At 34.9% G+C, this 22,556-nt stretch carries 11 protein-coding genes; 3 read left to right on the top strand and 8 right to left on the bottom strand.

Annotation, left to right across the window (positions count from 1 at the left end; all coding sequences use genetic code 11):
• Nucleotides 1-1,260: 1,260 nt before the first annotated feature.
• Together F6K27_RS11460 and F6K27_RS11455 are read right to left on the bottom strand one after the other, a co-directional pair.
• A complete protein-coding gene (locus tag F6K27_RS11460; protein ID WP_287275146.1) occupies nt 1,261-3,969 on the bottom strand; it encodes a tetratricopeptide repeat protein in 2,709 nt (902 codons plus the stop codon).
• A 164-nt stretch (nt 3,970-4,133) separates the two neighbouring features.
• Entirely contained in the window at nt 4,134-6,899 is a 2,766-nt protein-coding gene (locus F6K27_RS11455; RefSeq protein ID WP_287275148.1) for a tetratricopeptide repeat protein, read from the bottom strand.
• Between the two features lie 556 nt (nt 6,900-7,455).
• Between F6K27_RS11455 and F6K27_RS11450 the strand changes: the two genes are divergently transcribed.
• Nucleotides 7,456-10,371: a glycosyltransferase family 2 protein gene (locus F6K27_RS11450; protein ID WP_287275149.1), complete on the top strand. Its 2,916-nt coding sequence runs from the start codon at nt 7,456-7,458 to the stop codon at nt 10,369-10,371.
• A 379-nt stretch (nt 10,372-10,750) separates the two neighbouring features.
• Here F6K27_RS11450 and F6K27_RS11445 read toward each other — a convergent pair whose 3' ends face one another.
• A complete protein-coding gene (locus F6K27_RS11445; RefSeq protein WP_287275151.1) occupies nt 10,751-13,168 on the bottom strand; it encodes a pentapeptide repeat-containing protein in 2,418 nt (805 codons plus the stop codon).
• 734 nt (nt 13,169-13,902) lie between these two features.
• Between F6K27_RS11445 and uvrC the strand changes: the two genes are divergently transcribed.
• Entirely contained in the window at nt 13,903-15,777 is a 1,875-nt protein-coding gene (gene uvrC / locus F6K27_RS11440; protein WP_287275153.1) for an excinuclease ABC subunit UvrC, read from the top strand.
• Nucleotides 15,778-16,322: 545 nt separating this feature from the next.
• Here uvrC and F6K27_RS11435 read toward each other — a convergent pair.
• The 3 genes from F6K27_RS11435 to F6K27_RS11425 form a co-directional block, all read right to left on the bottom strand.
• On the bottom strand, nt 16,323-17,015 hold the full coding sequence (locus F6K27_RS11435) for an MBL fold metallo-hydrolase (protein WP_287275155.1): 693 nt from the start codon (nt 17,013-17,015) through the stop codon (nt 16,323-16,325).
• A gap of 648 nt (nt 17,016-17,663) precedes the next feature.
• Nucleotides 17,664-18,512, bottom strand: coding sequence for a pentapeptide repeat-containing protein (locus tag F6K27_RS11430; protein ID WP_287275158.1), 849 nt, complete (start codon nt 18,510-18,512; stop codon nt 17,664-17,666).
• Nucleotides 18,513-18,581: 69 nt separating this feature from the next.
• Nucleotides 18,582-18,887, bottom strand: a complete 306-nt coding sequence (locus F6K27_RS11425; RefSeq protein ID WP_287275159.1) for a WGR domain-containing protein — start codon at nt 18,885-18,887, stop codon at nt 18,582-18,584.
• Between the two features lie 460 nt (nt 18,888-19,347).
• Between F6K27_RS11425 and F6K27_RS11420 the strand changes: the two genes are divergently transcribed.
• Entirely contained in the window at nt 19,348-20,175 is an 828-nt protein-coding gene (locus F6K27_RS11420) for an SDR family oxidoreductase (protein WP_124155372.1), read from the top strand.
• Nucleotides 20,176-20,557: 382 nt separating this feature from the next.
• Here F6K27_RS11420 and proC read toward each other — a convergent pair whose 3' ends face one another.
• The gene (proC, locus tag F6K27_RS11415; RefSeq protein ID WP_124155373.1) at nt 20,558-21,376 is read right to left on the bottom strand and encodes a pyrroline-5-carboxylate reductase; all 819 of its coding nucleotides are present in this window, start codon (nt 21,374-21,376) and stop codon (nt 20,558-20,560) included.
• Nucleotides 21,377-21,831: 455 nt separating this feature from the next.
• Complete coding sequence (locus F6K27_RS11410; RefSeq protein WP_192901305.1) at nt 21,832-22,470, bottom strand: cell division protein SepF; 639 nt, start codon at nt 22,468-22,470, stop codon at nt 21,832-21,834.
• Nucleotides 22,471-22,556 lie beyond the last annotated feature (86 nt).

The raw sequence follows: 22,556 nt of genomic DNA, 5'->3' as shown, positions 1-22,556 counted from the left end.
ATTACTTCTCCCTTAAAGGAAGAGGATTGAATAAAAGGAAAATTTTTTCTTGTTTCTCTTTTAAATGAGAGGAATTTCACCTTAATTATTCGGTGAAATCTTTTAGTTATCCCAGTTATTGATAACATTCTTTTTTCATCCTTGGTATAAGGAGACTAGAATTAATTGAAGGATAAGAACCAGGATAATAGTTTTTGTCTTCTCAGAGTCGATGATTTGTTAGACCTAAAAAATCCAAAATTTGTTTGGGTATTGCTGCGGGGTTTTCATATATTCACTTTTCGAGATTAAAAATTGTTCTCTGGGAAAAATCTTGATTTACTTTTGAATAAATATATTCTAGAGTAGTCAGTCCTCTGGAGTCTGGAGTCATAATGAATGGCTTTTATACTATTTTTTAGATTGAAAATTATCTTTTTAGTTAAAGGGATATCTCCTTTGAATAATTGATAATTGATAATGGATAATTGATCATTACTTCTCCCTTAAAGGAAGAGGATTGAATAAAAGGAAAATTTTTTCTTGTTTCTCTTTTAAATGAGAGGAATTTCACCTTAATTATTCGGTGAAATCTTTTAGTTATCCCAGTTATTGATAACATTCTTTTTTCATCCTTGGTATAAGGAGACTAGAATTAATTGAAGGATAAGAACCAGGATAATAGTTTTTGTCTTCTCAGAGTCGATGATTTGTTAGACCTAAAAAATCCAAAATTTGTTTGGGTATTGCTGCGGGGTTTTCATATATTCACTTTTCGAGATTAAAAATTGTTCTCTGGGAAAAATCTTGATTTACTTTTGAATAAAATATAGATATTAACCAATACTTACAGCACTTTTTAAGATGGTAAGGTACAGTTCAATATTAATCTCTATCTCCTCTTTACCGAAAAATTGTGCTTTAAAGCCTCCCCTTTTAAGCTATCCCTTATAAGGAACTCCTGAAAACCTTGTGGGAAGCAGGGGAGTAGGGGAGCAGGGAGCAGGGGAGAAAGGAGAAAGAATCATAGTAGATAGGAAAAATTACTTAAGTTATCAAAATAATGTACTTTTGAATACACTTTTTCTCTGACAAAAACCTTTTAAAGACTCGTACATAACTTGTCTATTTTGTCAATTTTTATGTTAAGAAAGATGTTTATAAAGCCTCCCCTTTTAAGGGGATAATAAAGAAAAATTTTCATGATTAGTCAATCCTCTTCTTTTCAAGGAGAGGTAATTGTTAATTATTAATTATTAATTATTAATTGTTGAATACTCCCTATTCCCAGTTAAACTTCATACCTAAATATGCTTCAAGTTTTTGATTATAGGGTTGAAAATAATTACTTAGACTTTCGTGAATTGATTGGGGAAGAGTAGGATAATAACCAGAATTTAATTTCTGATAATTTTTGAGTTGATGTTTGGGTAAATCTAGAAAGTTAAAAACTTTTTCCATGATAGTTGCTGGGTCTTGATAAAAGTCTTCGCTTCTTAAAATGAGGAATTGTTTTCTGGGAAAAATAGCCATCCATTTTTTGATAAATTCTACATAAACTCCATAACTTATATAGTAAGAGATATGATTCCAGTAAGCTTGCTCAAGGGTAGATTCAGACATTTGCTGAAGTATTTCTAACTGGGAATATATTGCTTCTGATAAAGATTTATTTTCCATCTTCGATCTGACTTCGTGATAATAGTGAGAAATTGCTCTATCTACTGGGTTTCGCAAAATTATAATCAACTTTATTTTGGGGAAAATACTAAATAGTCGTGTCGGGGTCTGCCAACTATTAATATAGGTAGGAGTTGCTTCTCCTGTTATAAATTTTGTTGCTTTTGGAATGGGAGGAAAATGAGCTAAGTACCAATTTATTCCTTTGTCAAAATGTCTCGACCAAAAATATATTTCTTTTTTAATGGCAGGTAAAACTTGGGGATGTTGAGTGAGATAGTTATATAGAGAAGTAGTGCCACTTTTGCCAGTGCCAATAATTATAAAGTTAGGATTTGTTACTTGTTCTTGATGCCAATATTTTTTCACGAAATTGGGATTATATTTTAAAGTTTGCTCGTAACAACCAGTACGATAAGAGGTTACTGCTGCGTCAATTTTACCTTGCTCGCTGAGAACTTCTCCTAGGTTTAAGTGAGATAAAACGGAGTGTGGTTTATTGTGAATAATTTGATGGTAAAAACTGACTACTTCATCAAGCTTATCGGACTGTTTTAAGTAATTCCAGAAACGATTATAAGACCAGTTAATTTCTGGGTTTAACTTGATGGCTTTGAGGAAAGCTAGACTTGCTTGTTCCAATTCTTCTTGTCGAGTCAGAGTTATGGCTAAATCATAGTAATATTTAGAAGATTTTGGGTTTTGTTCGATAGCTCTACGATATCTTTCTACTTCTAGTTTTAACTGTAATTTTTTCTCTAAAGTTTTCTGAAGTTGATTTGTAATTTCTTGGTCATTTACTTTCAGTTGCAGAGCCATATTATAAATAATGATTGCCCCTTTATATTTTTCTTTTTTGCTGAGGGAATTTCCTAAATATAGATATAAATCTGGATTTTGCGGTAAATGAAGCACTAATTTAGAATGAATTATCTCTGCTCTATCATTTTGAAGTGCAGAACAATAATAGTTAATTTTATCTTCTAAATTACTTTGGGATATTTGTGCGAATGCTTCTCCTAGTGTCTGATATATCCAAGGCATATTTTTTTCCAGATTTAAGGCAGTCAAAAAGGTGAATATTGCTTGATTCCACTTTTTTAATTCCATTAAAATTTCCCCGATATTGTTATAAGACCAAGGTACATCTGGTTTTAATTTTATAGCTTCTATATAACTATCAACTGCTGCTTCTAATTTTCCTTGTTTTTGTAATATATCTGCTAATTGATGATAATTTTCTCTTTGATTTGGTTGAAGTTGGATTAAGGTTTCATAACAAGCGATCGCTTCTGGATAAATCTCAATTTCTCTGTTTTTTTCTACTTCAGTTAGCTTCACTAATGCTGCTGCTAATTTACTATAAGCCAAATAAGAGTTAGGGTTAATTTGAACAATTTGACGGTAGACTGCTACTGCTTCTGACCATCTTTCAAGTTTGACTAAAGCTTCACCTAAATTATAGTAAGCCACATCTATATTAGGTTCTATTTCTATTACTCGGCGATAAGCTTTTACTGCTTCCGACCATTTTGATAATTGCATTAAAGCATCCCCTAAATTTTTGTGAGGCAAATATAAATCTGGCTTTAATTCAGTAGCACGACGATAAACTTTAACAGCTTCCTCCCATTTTTCTAGCTGCATCAAAGCTGTGCCTAATTTTTGGTAAGACCAAGGAAAATCTGGATTTAGTTCAATAAATCTGTTGTAGGCAATGACAGCTTCATCCCATTTTTTTAATGTCAGGAATGCTTCTCCTAATTTATAGTAAGACCAGGGAAATTTTGGATTTAGTTCTATAGTTTTTTGATATGCAATGACAGCTTCATCCCATTTTTCTAATTCTAGGAATGCTTCCCCTAATTTATGGAAAGACCAGGGAAATTTTGGATTTAATTCTGTAGCTTTTTGATATGCAATGACAGCTTCATCCCATTTTTCTAATTGTAGGAATGCTTCTCCTAATTTATGATGAATTTCTGCTTGGTTTGGGTTTAACTGAATTGCTCGCTCGTAACTCTCAATTGCAGCTTGCCATTGTTGTTCTTGGGTAAATAAATTACCTAAATTAATATGAGCTTCTACTAAGTTAGAATTTATGGTGATTGCTTGTTGATAATTTTGTTTTGCTAAGTCTAATTTTTCCATTGCTTGTAAAACTTTTCCCAGAGTATTATAGACAGGATAAAAATTTGATTGTATCTCTATTACTTGGTTACATAAATGGTGTGATGTTTCTAATTCTCCTCGTTCTAGATATAATTCTGCCTGTTGATATAAACCCAGTGCAATTTTTTTTGTATTCATTTTATTTATAGATACTTTCTAAATTTATGCTAACTCTAGAATTTTTAATACCCGTTTAATATTAACAATAATATCTGGTCTCCACTGAGTTTTATAAGTGGTAGTGTAAACTGTTTGCGAAGTATTCCGTAGGAAATGCTTACCTTTGAAATTGCCAATATTGCCTAAATTAATTCAACTTCTGCAAACTTCATCATTTTTTTTAACCTTGTTAAATTTACAATAATATCTGGTTTCCAAGGAATTTTACCTGAATTATCATCTTCAAAATTTTCACCTATTAAGTAATAGTGTGACAACCTACATAAATTGCTAATTTCCCAGTAAAAATTAGTAATATACTTTGGAGAAAAAATCTCAATCACTTTTGTTCCTGGACTACAAAATACGAGGTTTGTCAGTCCACCTCCATGAGGTGCTACTATCACTTTTGCAGCTACCATATATAATGCTTGTTCTGCAATAGACATTGATTCTAGGGAAAGACTAATAAAACCAAATTTTTCTAACAAATTAACTACTTCTTCTTCATTAAGAACTCGTCGCCATGATGCAAACTTTCGACTTATATATATTCGTTCTGGCTTACTAGATGATTTTATGATAGTTTGTGATTTGATAAATAAACTTCGCAAAAACTCACAACCCCATTTGCTGACTCTCAGATTTCCTTTCTGAGATTTATAGGAAGAAGGTACAACTAATTTCTGAGCTTTTATATGAGGAAAAAATCGGCTTTCTATGATTTGAGATTGTTTAATTCCCAGAGCAGCAATGGTTTCTATTTGAAACTTTTTATCACATCTGGTAAAGACAAATTTATCTATTATTAGGTTAGTTCGACGCAGCAAATCTATCCGTGTAACTACATCAAACATCCAGTGGAAATACATGAATCCTCCCCACTTTGCTGATAAAAATGCCACTGTACCATCTATATAATTAATCGGAGGTAATTCCTCAGAAGATATAATCACTTCAGAACAACCTGTAGAAACATCTCTTACCAACTTATTGTCTGAAGTAATAACTGCACTTGTTGCTAAATCAATACTACCTCTACCTTCGGGAATTACTACTACAAAAGCTTCCGCTGAGTAGGATTTTTTATCTAGGAAATAATGATGTTTTTTTTGCTCTATTGTTTGAGATGATAACAGATTAAATTGAGTACTTGAATAGATGTTTATCCGAGTAATATTTTTTTGTGCAGACTCAGAAGTAATTTCCCAATCTTCTGTTAAGTTTAAAAACTTTCTTAGCCAATTATGCGGTAATTTTTGGTTAGTTTTCCAGAGGTGAGCTTCTTTGTGGCGTTCTTGTTTTTTGAGAATAAATTCTATTTTTTTATGAACATCGTAATAGTCTGGTCTAATTTTTAGAGCTTGAATTAAACATGGTATAGCTTCTGATAAATTCTCTAGTTGAAGATAAACATTTCCTAATGCTGCATAGTGCCAACAAGATTTTGGATTAATTTCTATGGCTTTTTGATAATTATAAATTGCTTCATCTAATAATCCTTTTTCTTGTAAAGCGTCTGCTAATCTTCTGTGAAATAAATGATTATTTGCTTCTAACTCTATAGCATGACGGTAAGCAATTATTGCTTCATCCCACTTGGTTAATTTCCTTAGTGTTTCTCCTAAGTTGTAATATGACCAAGAAAAATTTGGATTAATTTCTATGGCTTTTTGATAACTAGAAATTGCTTCATCTAATAATCCTTTTTGTTGTAAAGCGTCTGCTAATCTTCTGTGAAATAAATGGTTATTTGCTTCTAATTCTATCGCACGACGATAAATAATAATTGCTTCATCCCATTCTTGAAGTTTTACTAGCTTTTGTCCTAAAGCGTGGAGCCATTTTATATTATTTGGTTCAGTTCCTAGCAAGCTTCGGTAATAATCTATAGCTAGATCGTGTGGTTCCAATTTTGATAAATTATCTCCTAATCTCTGATAAAACCAATTTAAGGTGGGATTAATTTCTATGACTCGTTTACAACTAGAAATAGCTCTGTCTAAGTTTCCTTTTTGTTGCTGAATTTCTACTAATTTACGGTGAACTTCCCAAACATCAAATTTGATGTCTATTACTTTCTGATAATATTTTTCTGCTGATTCTAATTCTCCTTTTTCTTGGAGAATATATGCCAATTTTTTGTAAGACCAAGGAAAATTTGGATTAATTTCTATAGAGAGGTGGAAACTACTAATAGCTGCATCTAACTCTCCTATTTCTTGAAATATTTTTCCTAGTTTATGGTGAGATACCCACAAATTAGGTTGAATTTGAATTGCTCTTTGATAATAATTTATTGCTTCAGTTAACTCTCCTTGTTTAGCAACAGCGTCGCCTAAATTTTGATAGGCATTTGCCAAAGATGGATTTAATTTTATGGCTTTTTGGAAATTAGCGATCGCTGATTCTATTTCCTCATTTTCTAGCCAACTTTTTCCCTGTTTTAAATATTCTGAGGCTTGAGGATATTGAGCTTCTAAACTTAATGCTTGTTCCTGACAATCTCTGGCTAATTCTATTTTTCCTATTTGTTGCCAGATTTTTCCTAAGTTCCCATAAAAACCTGGTAAATTTGGTTTGATGCTGATGGCTTCTTGGTAAGATTTTATTGCTAATTGCCATTGTTTTTCTTGGGCATATAAGCTGCCCAAATTTGCATGAACTTCTGCCCATTCTGGCTGTTGACTTATTGCTTTGAGATACCATTCTTTTGCTTTGTCTATTTCACCAATTTTGTGAAAAATATTTCCCAATGTTTTATAGATGGCTAGAAAATCTGGCACTATTTCTAATACTTGATTACAAGCTAATATTGCCTCTTCTAATTTTCCTTGAGTTAAATATAATTCTGCTTTTTGAGATAAATTTATTAGATTTATTTTTTTGTTCATTTTGAGCTTAGTCATACTAAATTACTTTGTAATTATTCAACTATTAGCGGTCAGTTATTCCTGCGGAATACGCTAGCATTCAGCTTTTTAAAATGAAGCAAGCATTCGTTTAACTTATACTACATTCCCAACGAGAGATTCGTACTCTGAAGCTTTAATAAAATTGCTTTTTTCTCCTTTAAAGGTAATTAAGCTGAAGTCCCCAGTTCCGACCTTATTAGACTAGCTAATAGCTGACTGCTGAGTGCTGTTTGCTTAGATTACTTTTGCTAATTCCATGATTTCTAATAGCTGTTTTAAATTGACAATTATATCTGGTGTCCATAACTATTATTAGAGGGAATAGGGAATAGAAGATAAATAAGTATAGGTCTACCTCATTAGGTTGAGAAACATTATATTATCGGAGATGTCTAATAACATCGGCTATTTCCAAATTAATTTTCATTGTTTCCAAACATGATTTTAAAGAGTTGCTCAAATCCCCGTTACAAAAATAACCTCTGACTTCTAACTTCTGAGTTCTGACTTTGTTAAAATTCTCCCACAAACTTCAAAATCAATAACTATAATGTCCCAAGCTTTTCTAACTCCAAAAGTAAGTGTAATTATCCCAGTATATAACTGCGAACTTTACATCGCCCAAGCAATAGAAAGTGTCTTGAATCAAACCTATACTAACTATGAAATTATTGTTATAGACGACGGTTCCACAGATAATACCCGTCAAGTATTACAACCATACATGACAAAAATTCGCTATTTTTATCAAGAGAATCAAGGATTATCTGCAACTCGTAACCGTGGCATTAAATTGGCAAAAGGAGAATTAATTGCCCTCCTAGATGCTGACGATCTATTTCTACCTTATAAACTGACAGAACAAGTTGCTATTTTTGATGCTCAACCAAATATTGGTTTAGTACAAAGTGGGTGGCGAGTTGTGAATGAAAAAGGAGAAAAAATTCAAGATATTGAACCTTGGCATAAATCTCCAGAATTAGATTTAGTAAGTTGGTTAAAATGGAAAACTACTAATCCTAGTGGGATGATGTTTCGTAAAGAATGGTTAGAAAGAGTGGGTGGGTTTAATAAAAAATTACGCAGATTAGAAGATTTTGATATTGTCATTCGATTAGCTTTAGCAGGTTGTCAATCTACTTGGTTTCCTAAAGTAGCTGTATGTTATCGTCAACATAGCAGTAATATGACTAGAAATTTACTTGCTCAAACAGCAGTAGAAGAAAAAATTTTGGATGAACTTTTTTATAACCCCAATCTTCCCACAAAAATTAAACAGTTAGAAAGGGAGTTACGCTACGGTTCTCTAATTTGGAATTGTTGGTGTTTATATAAATCTGGCTACTTCGCTGAAATGGCTGATTATTTATATAAATCTTTAAAATTTTCCTCTTTTTCTGTTCTTAAAACTATCTGTAATTGGCTCTATTATTTTCAATATTATGCTGCTCTAGAAAACTATGATTTTAATTCTATATTTTTGCATCAATTACCAGAATGGCAACAATTAATAACTAAAGTTCTCCCTAATGGCTTACCGTTGGTTAGTGTTGTAATTCCTACCTACAATAATGCTGATTATATTCTTATAGCCATTAAAAGTATCCTGACTCAAACTTATACTATTTATGAGATTATTGTTATTGATGATGGTTCTACCGATAATACTTATCAAGTTTTGGAACCCTACCTAAATCAAATTAAATATGTATATCAAGAAAATCAAGGACCATCAAAAGCGCGGAATCATGGCATAGAAATAGCTCAAGGAAAATATATTGCTTTTCTGGATGCCGATGACTTTTTTCTACCCGAAAAATTAGCCGAACAAGTAGGATGTTTTGCAGAAGATTCTACTTTAACTATGGTGCAAAGTGGTTGGAGATTTGTTGATGAAAAAGGTCATACTATTAAAGATGTAAAACCTTGGGAAAATGGTGCAGAATTAGACTTAGAAAATTGGTTAATTTGGCAAGCAACTTTGCCTAGTGCAATGATGTTTAGAAGTGAGTGGTTAAAGCTGAATGGAGGATTCGATCCACAATATATTCCAGAGGATTTAGAAATAGTTTTACGATTAGCTTTAACTGGGGGAAAAGCTGCTTGGTTACCGATAGTTTGTGTCTGTTATCGACAGCGTAATAGTAGTGTTTCTGGATTAGAAAATCGACAAAAAATTACTCAAGAATTGGAAAAATTATTAGATGATTTTTTTAGCAAACCTAATTTACCTGCCTCAATAAGTCAAATAGAAAATCAAGTAAAATATCGCTCCCTACTTTGGAATTCTTGGCGCTTATATCAGGGGGGTAACTTTTCCGAAATGACTGCTTATTTGCAAAAATCTTTAACTTATACTTCCGCCTCTACTACAGAAGCAATTTCTACTTGGATAGAATTATTTACCAAACTTGCTCGTCAAGAAGGAAATCAATTTAATGCCTATAATTTTAGTCAGTTACCAGAGTGGAAAAAATTAATTAGTAATCTTTTTAATCCCATAGTACCAAGAGTCAGCGTAATTATTGCCACCTATAATAATGCCCACTATATATTAGAAGCGATCGCCAGCGTTTTTAATCAGACTTATACCTCTTATGAAATTATCGTAATTGATGATGGTTCTACAGATAATACCCGCGAAGTTTTAGAACCTTATTTAGATAAAATTCGTTATGTTTATCAAGAGAATAAAGGAGTATCCCACGCCCGAAATTTAGGTTTAGAAATGGCAGGGGGAGAATTTATTGCTTTTCTGGATGCTGATGACTTTTTTCTACCAGATAAACTGGCAAAACAGGTAGCTATTTTTGATACTCGTCCTTCTCTTGGTATTGTGCATAGTGGGTGGCGTTTAGTTAATGAAAAGGGGGAGAAAATTTCCGATATAGAATTATGGCATGGTTCCCTAAAATTAGATTTAGAAACTTGGGTAGTTTGGAAACCTGTAACTATTTCTATGATGTTTCGTCGGAGTTGGATAAAAAGTGCAGGAGGTTTTGATACTCGTTGGCATCATGGAGAAGATATAGATTTAGTATTGCGTTTATCTGTAAATGGTTGTGAGGCAGTTTGGTTGCCAAAAGTTACTTATTGTTATCGTCAACATCACCGGAATGCTACTAGAAAATCTACTCACCAAGCTGTTAGTATGATGTCTGTTTTAGATGATTTTTTTAGCAGACCAAATTTATCAGTATCTATTCGTAAATTAGAGGGAAAATCTCGTTATTATACTTTGAGTTGGTTAGCATGGCAGGCACATCGAAATGAGAATTTAGTTGAGATGAGTAAATATCTACGACAAGCTGTAAAATATACTCCTTTATCTATGACAGAAACTATTTATCATTGGATTGATAGTTTTAATAGTCTTTATCAACAATATGGTTATGAATTTGATGCTTATGCTTTAACAAATTCGGATGTTTGGCAACAGTTAATGTCAGATATTTTTGTGAAATAAGAAGGAAGAAGGAAGAGGGAAGAAGCAGGAAGATTGATTATTTGCATTCCGTTATTTTTATGAAGCAAGAAGGAGGAAGGTTGATTATTGATATTCCGTGGTAGCAGATGATTTCTTCCTCAGAAGTTAGTCAGTATTGTATAGCGCTATGCGCTATATAACAAGCAAATAGACATCTCCAATCATAAAAGATAAAATTCAATGATCGCACATAAATGATCAATTCTTTCTCCCTACTCCCTACTCTCTATTTTCTGGAGATGTCTAGTAGCTTTGATAGATATCAATTGGGTTTTATATAATATTACTAGCTTTATATAAATGATGATCTTAACTCTACAATAAAGTAATTATCGTTCTCTATTCTATCTAATTCCTTTCAATTCGGTAATATGCAATTATTAATATTAGCATCACTAAAATTAGTACCACTTAAATTAGCGTCACTGAAATTAACACCATCGAGATTTGCACAGCTAAGATTTGCGCGACTGAGATTAGCTCCAATCAGGTTAGCATCTTTGAGATTTGCATGGCTGAGGTTAGCATAACTCAGGTTAACGCCACTAAGATCGATACCATCCAAGTTAACACCCCACAAGTCAGCTCCCATCAAGTTAGCACCACTAAGATTGACATCACTTAGGTAGGTATGCCAAAGGTGGGCACGATTAAGGTCACTGCCACTGAGGTTAGCACCCTTGAGATTAGCACCACTAAGATTCACACCACCCAAGTTAGCATTGCTAATATTGGCATTTTCTAGGTTGGCATCCCACAAATCTGCTACTCGTAGACTAGCACCACAGAGATTAGCGTTGCTCAGGTTGGCACGATTGAGATCGACACGATTTAGTTGAGCATTACTGAGGTCATTACCTTGTAAGTTTCTTCCTTCTATTTTGTGATTAACAATGTCCCAAACTATATACCATTTTTGGTCAAGTCTAGTTGTTTCACTGAGTTTTACACCCTTAAGTTCAGCCCAACTAAGATCGACATTTTTCAGGTGAGCATGACTAAGGTCAGCATTGCTAAGATCGACTCCCTTAAGAATAGCACCTGTTAAATTAGCATTACGAAGATTGGCATGACGGAGTTTAGCATTAGTGAGATTAACATTGGTGAGATTAGCTGTACTCAGATCGACTTGGTTCATTTTAGCGCTATTAAGTTGAGCATTGCAGAATTTAGCAGCACTCAGATGAGCATTTGTCAGGTCAGCGTTACTAAGGTTAGCGTTACTAAGGTCAGCAGCACTGAGGTTGGCACTACTGAAGTTGGCATCTCTCAAGTCTGCATCATTGAGGTCAGCAGCAGTAAGGTTGGCACCGCTCATTTCAGCATAGTTGAGTTGAGCTGACATTAGATTAGCTACACTCAAGTTAGCCTTCTCTAAATAAGCTCCAACTAGGTTAGATCCTTTCAAGTTAGCGTTACAAAGATTGACTTTTCTGAGATTTGAGTGACTGTAGTAGTTGCTATCAATATTTTGTATTTGGCAATAGAGAACATTGCGGTCGCACATCCCAAAATTAGATCCTTCTAGGTTAGCACTCCGGAGGTTAATATTGCTGAGGTCAACACCTCGAAGATCGGATCGACTGAGGTTGACTCCTTTGAGATGGTTATTTGTAGGTTGTTGGTTAACAATTTGCCAGACCAAATGCCATTTAGAGTCTATTTTTGTCAAATCATTTATTTTTGTTTCTCGGAGGTTAACGTAGTTAAGATTAGCACCACTGAGATTGGCATTACTTAGGTCGGCACCACTGAGATTGGCATTACTTAGGTTAGCATCACTCAAATTTACACCAGTTAAATTAGTATTACTACAGTCAGTATTCTTGAGATTAATACTTATAAGTTTAGCCGCACTAAAGTTACTTCCACTGAGGTTAGAATTACTCAAATTCACTCTTCTAAGTTGAGCGCCACTGAAGTTAGAATTACTCAAATTTACACCTTCAAGGTTGATGCCAATTAGATTAATATTTCTGAAGTCTTTACCGATAGCTTGCTGATTAACTATTTCCCAGATTAATAACCATTTACAATCAAGTTTTGTTTCTTTATTTAATTTAGTACCTCTGAGATTTGTATCTCTAAGTTTACTACCTCTTAAGTCTGCATAACTAAGATTTGCATTAGTTAAGTTAGCATTATTTAGGTTAGCAAGACTTATATCTGCACCACTAAGGTTTACATTAGTGAAATTAGTATTAGTTAGGTTAACACCCCTGAGTTTGGCAAGGCTAAGATTAGCATTTTCAAGATTAGTGTTTTTTAGGTTAGCATCCTTCAGGTTAGCACCTCTTAAGTTAGCTTCTTTGAGGTTAGCATCTCTAAGATTAATACTACTTAGATCGGCATCTTTTAAATAGGCAAAACTGAAATTTATACCTTGTAGGTCTAAACCATTAAGGTTTGCTCCCCTCATGTTAGCTCGGATAAAATTCCGTTTTCCAGTAGTGTATAACTCTAGTAGTTTAGATATATCCCAAGTATATTGGGACAATGCCAATTTAGCTTTAGGTTGTTGTTGTTCTAGGAGTATTGAATATGCGACCCATTGCACTTCTGCTGACCGATCCTGCAAGGCCATAAGTAACAAATCTAGTCCTAAATCTCCGTATTTGAGAGTTTCAGAAACTGCTGCTATTCTCAATTGTACTTCACCATATAGTAAACATTCTTTGACTGCTTCAATGTTATTGAGAATAGGGGTGGTAGATAGGGAAGATGATGTGACTAAGGTAGTATCCAGTGGAGGGATTTGATTCAAGTCGTTACTCATTTTTCTGGGCTTGATATATATATGCAATAACTTTACCTGAAAATAAAAATTTTGACATATTTGGTGAGTAGTTCTTCGAGGCTCACTTACTTTCTCTACTTTTGGAATCCTCTCAATAAATATTGATAAATTTATCTAAAATTAAATGGTACAATTATAGTTTTATCTTTAATAAATTTGACTTTAGCAGTATAGTTTTATTTTAAGAGTATTTGATTTTGACAAATTGGAGAGAATTTCATTATTTTTCAATTAACTATTTAAGTATTTAATGAAGTTCTAAATAATTGATGCTAAACAAGATTAGTAGATAGAGTACAATGTAAATTATGGGTAAGCATTTCCTGCTGACTGCTGCGCAAACAGCTATTAGCGGTCAGCGCTTCCCTACGGGATGCTACGCAAACAGCAATGAAAATGAACCTAAATAGCTCAAGTTAGCTGATGCCTTTGCTTTTTCCCAGACTTTTAATTCTTGCTCAAGCTCAATCCTAATCCCTACTCCAAATGCAATAAACTAGGAACGCTGAGAGCTGAGAGCTGAGAGATGACGCCTGAATGCTGACAATTATGGAATGGATTCAATTACTGTATTTTATCTAAGTAAAACAGTAAAAATAATATAAGTTACAAAAAAAAAGAGGAGAAATAATATAATATTGGTTATACATTTATTCTTTTTGAATTTAATTGATAGTTAAGTAAAATATTTACCAGTTAGGATAATTAAAAATATGATAACTAAAATTTTACCCCTAGTAAAAGACTCAGAAAGTTTAGAAAATCGCCTCAAAGAAATTCCCCAAACTCCGGGAGTTTATTTAATGCACGATAGTAGCGATCGCATCCTTTATATTGGTAAATCAAAAAAGCTCAGAAATCGAGTCCGCTCCTATTTTCGAGAAAGCAAAAACCACAGTCATCGTATTAGTTTAATGGTACAACAAGTGGTGGAAATTGAATTTATTGTCACAGATACAGAAGCAGAAGCTTTAGCATTAGAAGCTAATCTTGTAAAACAGCATCAACCATATTTTAATGTCTTGCTCAAGGATGATAAAAAATATCCATATTTATGTATAACTTGGTCAGAAGATTATCCCAGAGTTTTTATTACGAGAAAACGACGATTAGGTAAAGCTCAAGACCGTTATTACGGTCCTTATGTAGATACCAGACTTTTAAGAAATACCTTACATTTAGTCAAACAAATTTTTCCTCTACGTCAACGACCAAAACCTTTATTTAAAGACCGACCTTGCCTAAACTATGATATTGGTCGCTGTCCGGGAGTTTGTCAGGCATTAATCACACCAGATGAATATCATAAAATTGTGCAAAAAGTCGCAATGGTTTTTCAAGGCAGAACAGGAGAATTAATTGATATATTGAATACTCAAATGGCAAAAGAAGCAGAGGCTTTAAATTTTGAAAAAGCGGCAGCTATTCGTGACCAAATTAGAGGTTTAGATTCTCTAAATGCTGACCAAAAAGTTTCTTTGCCAGACGATCGAGTTTCCAGAGATGCAATTGCCTTAGCTAGCAATGATAAATTTGCTTGCGTTCAATTATTCCAAATTCGAGCAGGTAAATTAGTCGGTAGATTAGGATTTATTGCTGAAACACCTAATTTAGTAACTGGAGAAAGTCGGGAATTAGGAGCAATTTTACAACGGGTTTTAGAATCACATTATCAAACAGTAGAATCTGTAGAAATCCCTGTTGAAATTGTTGTACAACATGAGTTACTAGAAAGTGAATTTTTGACAAGTTGGTTAACAGAAAAGAAAGGTAAAAAAGTAGAAATTTTCGTGCCTCAACGCCAGGGGAAAGCAGAATTAATAGAAATGGTAAAAAAGAACGCTGAATATGAGTTGGCACGGTTGAATAAAATGAGCGATCGTAACACTAAAGCAATGACTGACTTGGCAGAAATATTAGATATGCCAGAATTACCCCACCGTATTGAAGGTTATGATATTTCTCACATTCAAGGTTCAGATGCAGTGGCGTCGCGAGTCGTTTTTATTGACGGTTTGCCAGCAAAACAACATTATCGACACTACAAAATTCAAAACCCAGAAGTGCAGTCTGGTCATTCTGATGATTTTGCTAGTATGGCAGAAGTAATTCAAAGGCGGTTTCGCAACTATGAAAAACAACCAACTCCAGAGAAACCAGACTTAATAATGATAGACGGTGGAAAAGGGCAACTTTCAGCAGTGATGACAGTGATGCAAGAAATGGAACTATTAGAAGAAGTGCGGGTAGTGAGTTTGGCAAAACAACGGGAGGAAATTTTTCTACCAGGGGAGTCGCTACCATTAACAACTAATGCGGAACAATTAGGGGTACAGTTATTGCGGAGATTGAGAGATGAAGCGCATCGGTTTGCCGTGAGTTTCCATAGGGATAAAAGAAGTCAAAGAATGAAGCGATCGCGCCTAGATGAGATTCCTGGTTTGGGACATCATCGGCAAAAATTGTTATTGGGACATTTTCATTCTGTTGATTATATTCGGATGGCAACAGTGCAGCAGTTGGCAGAGGTATCAGGAGTCGGACCAAAGTTGGCGCAGCAAATTTATGATTATTTTCATCCTTCTTAGAATCAGGAGTCAGGAGTCAGGAGTCAGGAGTCAGGAGAAATGGGAATGAGCGAGGAGGTAGGATTAATATCATGTCCGGTTGAATACTTATAATTAAGATAGTAGGGGAGCGGGGGAGTAGGGGAGTAGGGGAGCGGGGGAGTAGGGAAAACAGAAAGATTTACTGTTGAAGCATTCATTATAACTTTTTTCATCACGTTCTTATCCGGACATGATATAAGAATTGTCAATTTGGGATTTTTCTGCCCAACAAAGCCGCCTAAAATACTAATTGAAGAGCTGAAAACCAGGTACTTTTTTCGACCCCAAAAAGGCACTTGTCTTTAATATGTCAATGCTTTTAGATTAGATCAGTAATATCATGTTCGGACGGGTCAGTTATAAATAAAATTTCAGAACTGACAATACCGAATAAATACTGAAATTATCTTGAAATACTGAAATTATCTTGATTTTTCTCCTTTCTTCCCTCCTGACTCCTGACTCCTGACTCCTGACTCCTCGCTAAGTTATTTATAAGTATTCAACCGAACATGATATAAGAGCTAATTCTTAAGCTGTCCACAATTTTGATTTGCTGGAATAGCTTCTGCCATTTTTTTCGGGTTGGGCAAACTTAAGGTGGTCATCAGTTGCATAAAATTAAGGCGATCGCGACCCACAAAACGGGGGTTAAACCGTTTTTCTTCGCCAATGCTAGAAACAGTCTGACCTTTGTAGTCGTGAGCAGGATAAACCAAAGTATCATCAGCAAGAGTAAATAACTTTTGAGTAACTACATCATATAATATCCCTGCATCTCCTCCTTGAAAGTCTGTACGACCACACCCTCTAATTAATAGAGAGTCTCCGGTCAATAAATATTTTTTATTTACTAAATAAGCAAGATGACTATCCGTATGACCGGGAGTCGCGATCGCCTGAATCTGAATTTCTCCCACTGCCAATATTTCTTTGTCTTCGAGAAAGCGATCGGCACAAGTCACCTGAGCATTTTTCGGTACAACACCTAAGCATCCTGTTGCAGTCTTGAGTTTACCAGTTCCTGTTATATGGTCAGCATGAATATGGGTTTCCAGACAATAGCGTAGTTGCAATTCTAATTCTGTTAATAATTTCAAGTCTCGTTCCACCTGTTCAAGCACTGGATCGACCAAAACAGCAGTTTTAGTTGCCTGGTCAGCAAACAGATAAGTATAGGTACTTGTTGTTGGGTCAAATAGTTGTCTAAATAACATTTTCTGATCTTATAGCTAGTTTTTTTTAGGCGTCTGGTCAGCAAACCGATTCTACTAATTATACCATTTTGAAAAAAGAATGTTACGAATAATAAGCTCCATCACGCATACTTTATATGAAAGTATATTTGACGAAAAAGATAACTTACAACATCAAAAATGGTATTAAATCTATTCCCATACGACTCCTGAATTCTGTTTGCGGAGCATTCGGTAGGAAATTCTGAATTCTAAGAGATACCCTAGCTATTTGTAGCAAAAATTTATCAATTTGGTATTACAGCACTTTTGAGGATAGTGAGGTACAGCTATAAGACTATTTATTTCTATATTCCCTGTTGCCAGATGAGCTGTTGCCTGTTGCCTAGAGCAATAAAACTTTGTACCTCATCAACTAGAAAACTGCTGTAAATATAGCAGTGCAAGGAAAAGGCGCGGATATATCAAAAACTTAAAACTCAAACAACGCCAGATTTTTCCTTCTTCCTTCTTCCCTCTTCCTTCTTCCTTTCTTCAATACCATTAATTTTGATATTTTTACCCACGAAAAATTTGTTCAAAACTCACTCCTTTTAAGTTAACATCCTCAAGATTAGCATCAGTTCAATCTGCATTAGCTAAATTACAAATTTCTAAATTTGCTCCTTGTTAATTCGCTTTTTTAAAAGAAGTATTACTTAAATTTAAACCAGATAAATTAGCATTTTTTAAATTCGCTCCGTCAAATATTACTCCAGTTAAATTAATCAACTTAATCTGACTAAAATTTACCCTTAATAAATCCGTATTTGTAAAATTAGCACCTTGAAAATTTACTTCTTCTGTAAGTAGCTCCATAATAGCACTATCAAAAAAATTATCTAAACCTGTTGCACCTGAAAAATTTGCCCCGCTAAAATTTGCCCCATTCATTTCACCTAAAGTAAAATGTGCTTCCTGAAAATTTGCCCCTCTACAATTAGCATTTCTAAAATGTGAATCCTCATGGCAAAAAGAAGCTCCACTAAAATTAGTATTAATACACACAGTATCATTAAAATAACCTCCAATAAAACAAGTATTACTTAAATCTGCACCTATCAAACAAGCACCTGCTAAAAAAGCGTGTTCAGAACCACTTAAATTAGCATTTTTAAGATTAGCATTAGTAAAATAAAATTGATATAAACCAGAATTACTAAAATTAGCACCTTCAAGATTAGCTCCAGTTAAATTGACCCGTAAATCATCATCATCAGAGTCGATAAAATTAATCTCAATATCACTCAGATCGACTCCCTTTAAATCCCGATTTTCTCTTCCTAAATTAACTAATTTCCAAACGAATCGCCATTTATAATCAATTTGTGTCGTTTCATCAATCTTACTTTCTTCTAAAATAACACCTTGAAGTTTTGCACCCCTTAAATATGCACCAATTAAATTTTTTTTATAAAGGTTACAACCCTTTAAGTCAGCATTTCTTAAATTAGTATGACTTAAGTCAAGTTCTGCCAAATATTCTCTAATATTAAACCCTGATTTTTTAAGCTCATCTAAAAAATTTCCGACTTTTTTTTGCTTAATTTAATTGATAATTTTCTGTATTTTAGGCAACGATATTTCTAATAAATATTCGTAGTAAATAGGTGAAAATTTAGAAATAAAAAACCCTCTTTTATGTTTATAATTAACTAACTCATCAAATATTGTTTCCGCCTCATTTAAAGAAACAGGAATTTTTGTATTGGTGTCACTCTTAAGCTTACGACCAGTTCTACCATAGGAAAAATCAACCTGATATTTGTTCCAACCATGGTAAACTATTTCCACTTCATAAACCTTATCTGACTTTTCATCTTGATAACGAATATAAGCCTTTTTTATCAACATGATTTCAGTTTTTTATCCATACTCTCCTATATGCTTTTCAACCCCTTGATAAATGTTTTTTACAGCAAATGCCACTTCTCAAATATTAGTAATACCGATACAATTATCACATAAATAATGACAATGATAGTTAAGACTTTAACTACTATCAAAAAAAGCGATCATATTGTATTATAACAATAGTAAGTAGGTAGCTCTAATTAAACATTAAAAAATTGTAGGGGCGGGTTTAACCGAAAGCCTTGACTTAAGCGCAATCTAGTTCTAAAAACCCGCCCTCTAATATTGCGTTTATTTATGCCCATCTACTTAATAAAAGTAAGTCAGGACTTACGCAAATTAACCTTGAAAACGCCATATGTAGAGGCGAATGGCATTTGCTAACGCAAAGCTCCGCTAACGCCCTCACTTGATTTAGTGTTCATCCGTAAGTCCTGTAAGTAATATATTGGATAACAGAATGAAAATAGCAATTATCGGTTGTGGTTATGTAGGCACTAAAGTTGCCAAATTGTGGAGTCAAAACGGTCATCAAGTAACAGTGACTACTACTACTCCAGAAAAAGTTTCAGAACTAAAAAATATAACCTCACAAGTAGTAGTAATGAAAGGCAATGACCCCCAAGCGATGCAGGATGTATTGCAAAACCAAGACATGGTATTATTGAGTGTCGGTTTTCGCTCTCATATTGGCATGGAGTACAAACAAACCTATTTAGAAACTGCCCAAACTCTAGTTGCCACCTTGAAAAAAACTCCCAATATTCAACAAGTAATTTACACAGGTAGTTACTCAGTTTATGGTGACAAAAATGGTGAATGGATAGATGAAAATTCCCCCGCTAACCCCTCCACTGACAACGGAAAAATTCTCCACGAAACAGAACAAGTATTATTATCTGCATCCACTCCCCAGCAACGAGTTTGTATTCTCCGTTTAGGGGGAATTTACGGTCCTGGTAGAGAGCTAATAAAAATTTTTAGTAGGTGGGGAGGCAAAACTCGCCCTGGTACTGGTGATGATGTCACAAACTGGATTCATTTAGATGATATCGTCGGTGCTGTAGAATTTGCTATAGACAGACAGTTGCAGGGTATTTACAACTTAGTTAATGATGTACCAATCAAAGGTAAAGAATTACTTGATAGTTTACATAAATATCAAGGTTTAGAAAAAGTTTCTTGGGATGGTTCTCCCTCATCAATGCGACCTTTTAATGCTAGAGTATCAAATAAAAAATTGAGGGATGAAGGTTTTGAGTTAGTTCATCCGGAAATTGTGTTTTAGGCATTGGTAAATTAGTGTATGATATTAATCTTGATTCTTTAGGAGTCAGGAGTCAGGAGTCAGGAGTCAGGAGGGAAGAAAGAAGAAGAAACCCCGAGTAGAAGGAGAAAGTTTTTTTTGCCACGTAGACGGAACGGAGTTCTATCGCGCTCTTATCCGGACATAATATCATACCTCTTTTCACCAACGCCGTGTTTTAATAAGGGAGGACTCAGGAATCAGGAGTCCAGTAGTGGCGTGACACAGCTAAAATGCTGGATTATATCAAATCCGTTTAATTCGGTATAAAAAATGTTCCATCTTCAACCATTACCAAATATTTCTCCTACTCCCCTACTCCCCTACTCCCCTACTCCCCTACTCTCCTACTCCCAAACCCTATTTAACTATTGCCTAATTCTTGAGACCTTTCTGTTGCCGCCACCACTGCTTCAATTAAAGCAGAACGAAAACCCAAACTTTCTAATTCCGCAATTCCGGCAATAGTTGTTCCTCCAGGACTTGTTACCCGGTCTTTCAACTGTGCGGGGTGCATTCCCGACTCCTGTAACATAACTGCCGTACCTAAAACTGTTTGTAATGCTAACTGATAAGCGATCGCTCTAGGCAAACCAGCACAAACTCCCCCATCTGTCAAGGACTCAATTAAAATTGCCACATAACCAGGTCCGGAACCAGATAAACCCGTAACTGCATCCATTAAAGTTTCTGGAACTTCCACTACCTGTCCTACTGACCGTAAAATGCGAGTAGCTAACTCCCGATGTTCCGGTTGAACATGCTTACCAGGAGCGATCGCGCTCATTCCTGCACCCACTGTCGCTGGAGCATTAGGCATGACTCTTACCATAGGTCGCGATGGGAAAGCTGCCTCCAACCTTTGTAGAGGTACACCTGCCATAATTGAAATTACCAATATAGTCTCGCCACCAACTTGCCAGTCTGCCAATTCCAATGCTATGGTATCAAATATTTGAGGTTTAACCGCCAGTAACAAAGCTTCCGTTGTAGTAGTCACCACCAAACGATTATCAGTAGTTACCTCTACACCATATTCCCGTGCTAAAAAATCTCGCCTTTGTTGCTGCGGGTCACTAACTAAAATTTCTGAGGGTTGATAAATTTTTTGTTCCAGCAGTCGGGATAATAAAGCTTCACCCATTACCCCACCACCAATTAAACCAAACTTTGCAGTTGTCATTTTTCACGTTGCTGAATAGCGTGCATGATATTAGTCTTAACTACTTAGGAGTCAGGAGGGAATTAAAGAGGAATAGAAGAAGAAAGTTTTTTGGTCGCGGAGCGCGGAACGGAGTTCTATCGCACCCCCATAGGGATATGATATCATACTTCAAATCACCAACCCCTTATTTTTCAACTAAAATGTATGAATAGGGAATTGATAATGGGTTCCTATACCGTTTCACGGAAGTTAGAAGTCAGCACGGGCGAATGGCCATTCGCCCGTACAGAAGGCGCGAAGTAAAAGTTGATAGACTTAAAGTATTAACTACACAGTAATTTCAGCCTATTATTCCACATCATTCAGTTGCTGACTATTTGTGACATCCTTAGAGTGAATTGGTATTAGATAGATATATATAATTAGCGCTAATTATATTTGTTTGTGACCCCATACCCAAAATTCCTCAGCTATTATTGCATCATTTGAATTTGATCTGGTTGCCAAACTTGAGACCCAGAAGTTCCCACACGAGGGCGTGTTTGAGTCTGAGGCATCTCGTTGATTACACCTGCTTGAGTTCTGACTTGTACGCAGCTTGGTGTAAACAGAAAAATACTTTCTCCGATACGTTCCTGATGACCATCCAGAGCATAAGTACCACCTGCTACAAAGTCCACTGCCCTTTGAGCTTGGTCTGGGTCCATAATAGTCAAATTTAAAACCACGGACTTGCGCTCCCGTAGAGCACGAATTGCTTGAGGCATTTCTTCAAAAGTTCGTGGTTCCATAACCACAACTTCTGACATTCCATTTAAAGCGCCAGGCATTCCAATTACATTGTTCATAACCGATCCCATTCCAGATTCTGATTTAACAGCTCCAGTAATACCTGTGCTGCTTGTCGTTGTTGTCGCAGTAGTGGCCCTATTTCTTAATCGGCGACTATTGCGATTTTCCTCTTCTGCTACTGGTATAGCAGCAGGAGGTTGCTGTTGTGGAGGATAAACACTTTGATATTGTTCTCCTTCCACTTCATCGTAATCATATTCGTACTCAACTTGTTCGTTGAGTCCTACAAAATCTTTTAGTTTGGAAAAAAGACCATTCACCATTAAATTACTCCTTCGCTACTGTCAAATTCGGACTATTGTCCCAAGGTAGCTTAATCGTGGGTAGTTTACTACTATTTTTACTT

This window comes from Okeania sp. SIO2F5, from assembly GCF_010692685.1.
Taxonomy (GTDB): domain Bacteria; phylum Cyanobacteriota; class Cyanobacteriia; order Cyanobacteriales; family Microcoleaceae; genus Okeania; species Okeania hirsuta.
Note: the sequence above shows the minus strand (reverse complement) of the source record. Positions and strands in the feature narration are given on the sequence as shown.

Coding starts and splice junctions, on each gene's coding strand:
- F6K27_RS11460 (WP_287275146.1), bottom strand. CDS start 3,969: ATGAATACAAAAAAAATTGCACTGGGTTTATATCAACAGGCAGAATTA.
- F6K27_RS11455 (WP_287275148.1), bottom strand. CDS start 6,899: ATGACTAAGCTCAAAATGAACAAAAAAATAAATCTAATAAATTTATCT.
- F6K27_RS11450 (WP_287275149.1), top strand. CDS start 7,456: ATGTCCCAAGCTTTTCTAACTCCAAAAGTAAGTGTAATTATCCCAGTA.
- F6K27_RS11445 (WP_287275151.1), bottom strand. CDS start 13,168: ATGAGTAACGACTTGAATCAAATCCCTCCACTGGATACTACCTTAGTC.
- uvrC (WP_287275153.1), top strand. CDS start 13,903: ATGATAACTAAAATTTTACCCCTAGTAAAAGACTCAGAAAGTTTAGAA.
- F6K27_RS11435 (WP_287275155.1), bottom strand. CDS start 17,015: ATGTTATTTAGACAACTATTTGACCCAACAACAAGTACCTATACTTAT.
- F6K27_RS11425 (WP_287275159.1), bottom strand. CDS start 18,887: ATGTTGATAAAAAAGGCTTATATTCGTTATCAAGATGAAAAGTCAGAT.
- F6K27_RS11420 (WP_124155372.1), top strand. CDS start 19,348: ATGAAAATAGCAATTATCGGTTGTGGTTATGTAGGCACTAAAGTTGCC.
- proC (WP_124155373.1), bottom strand. CDS start 21,376: ATGACAACTGCAAAGTTTGGTTTAATTGGTGGTGGGGTAATGGGTGAA.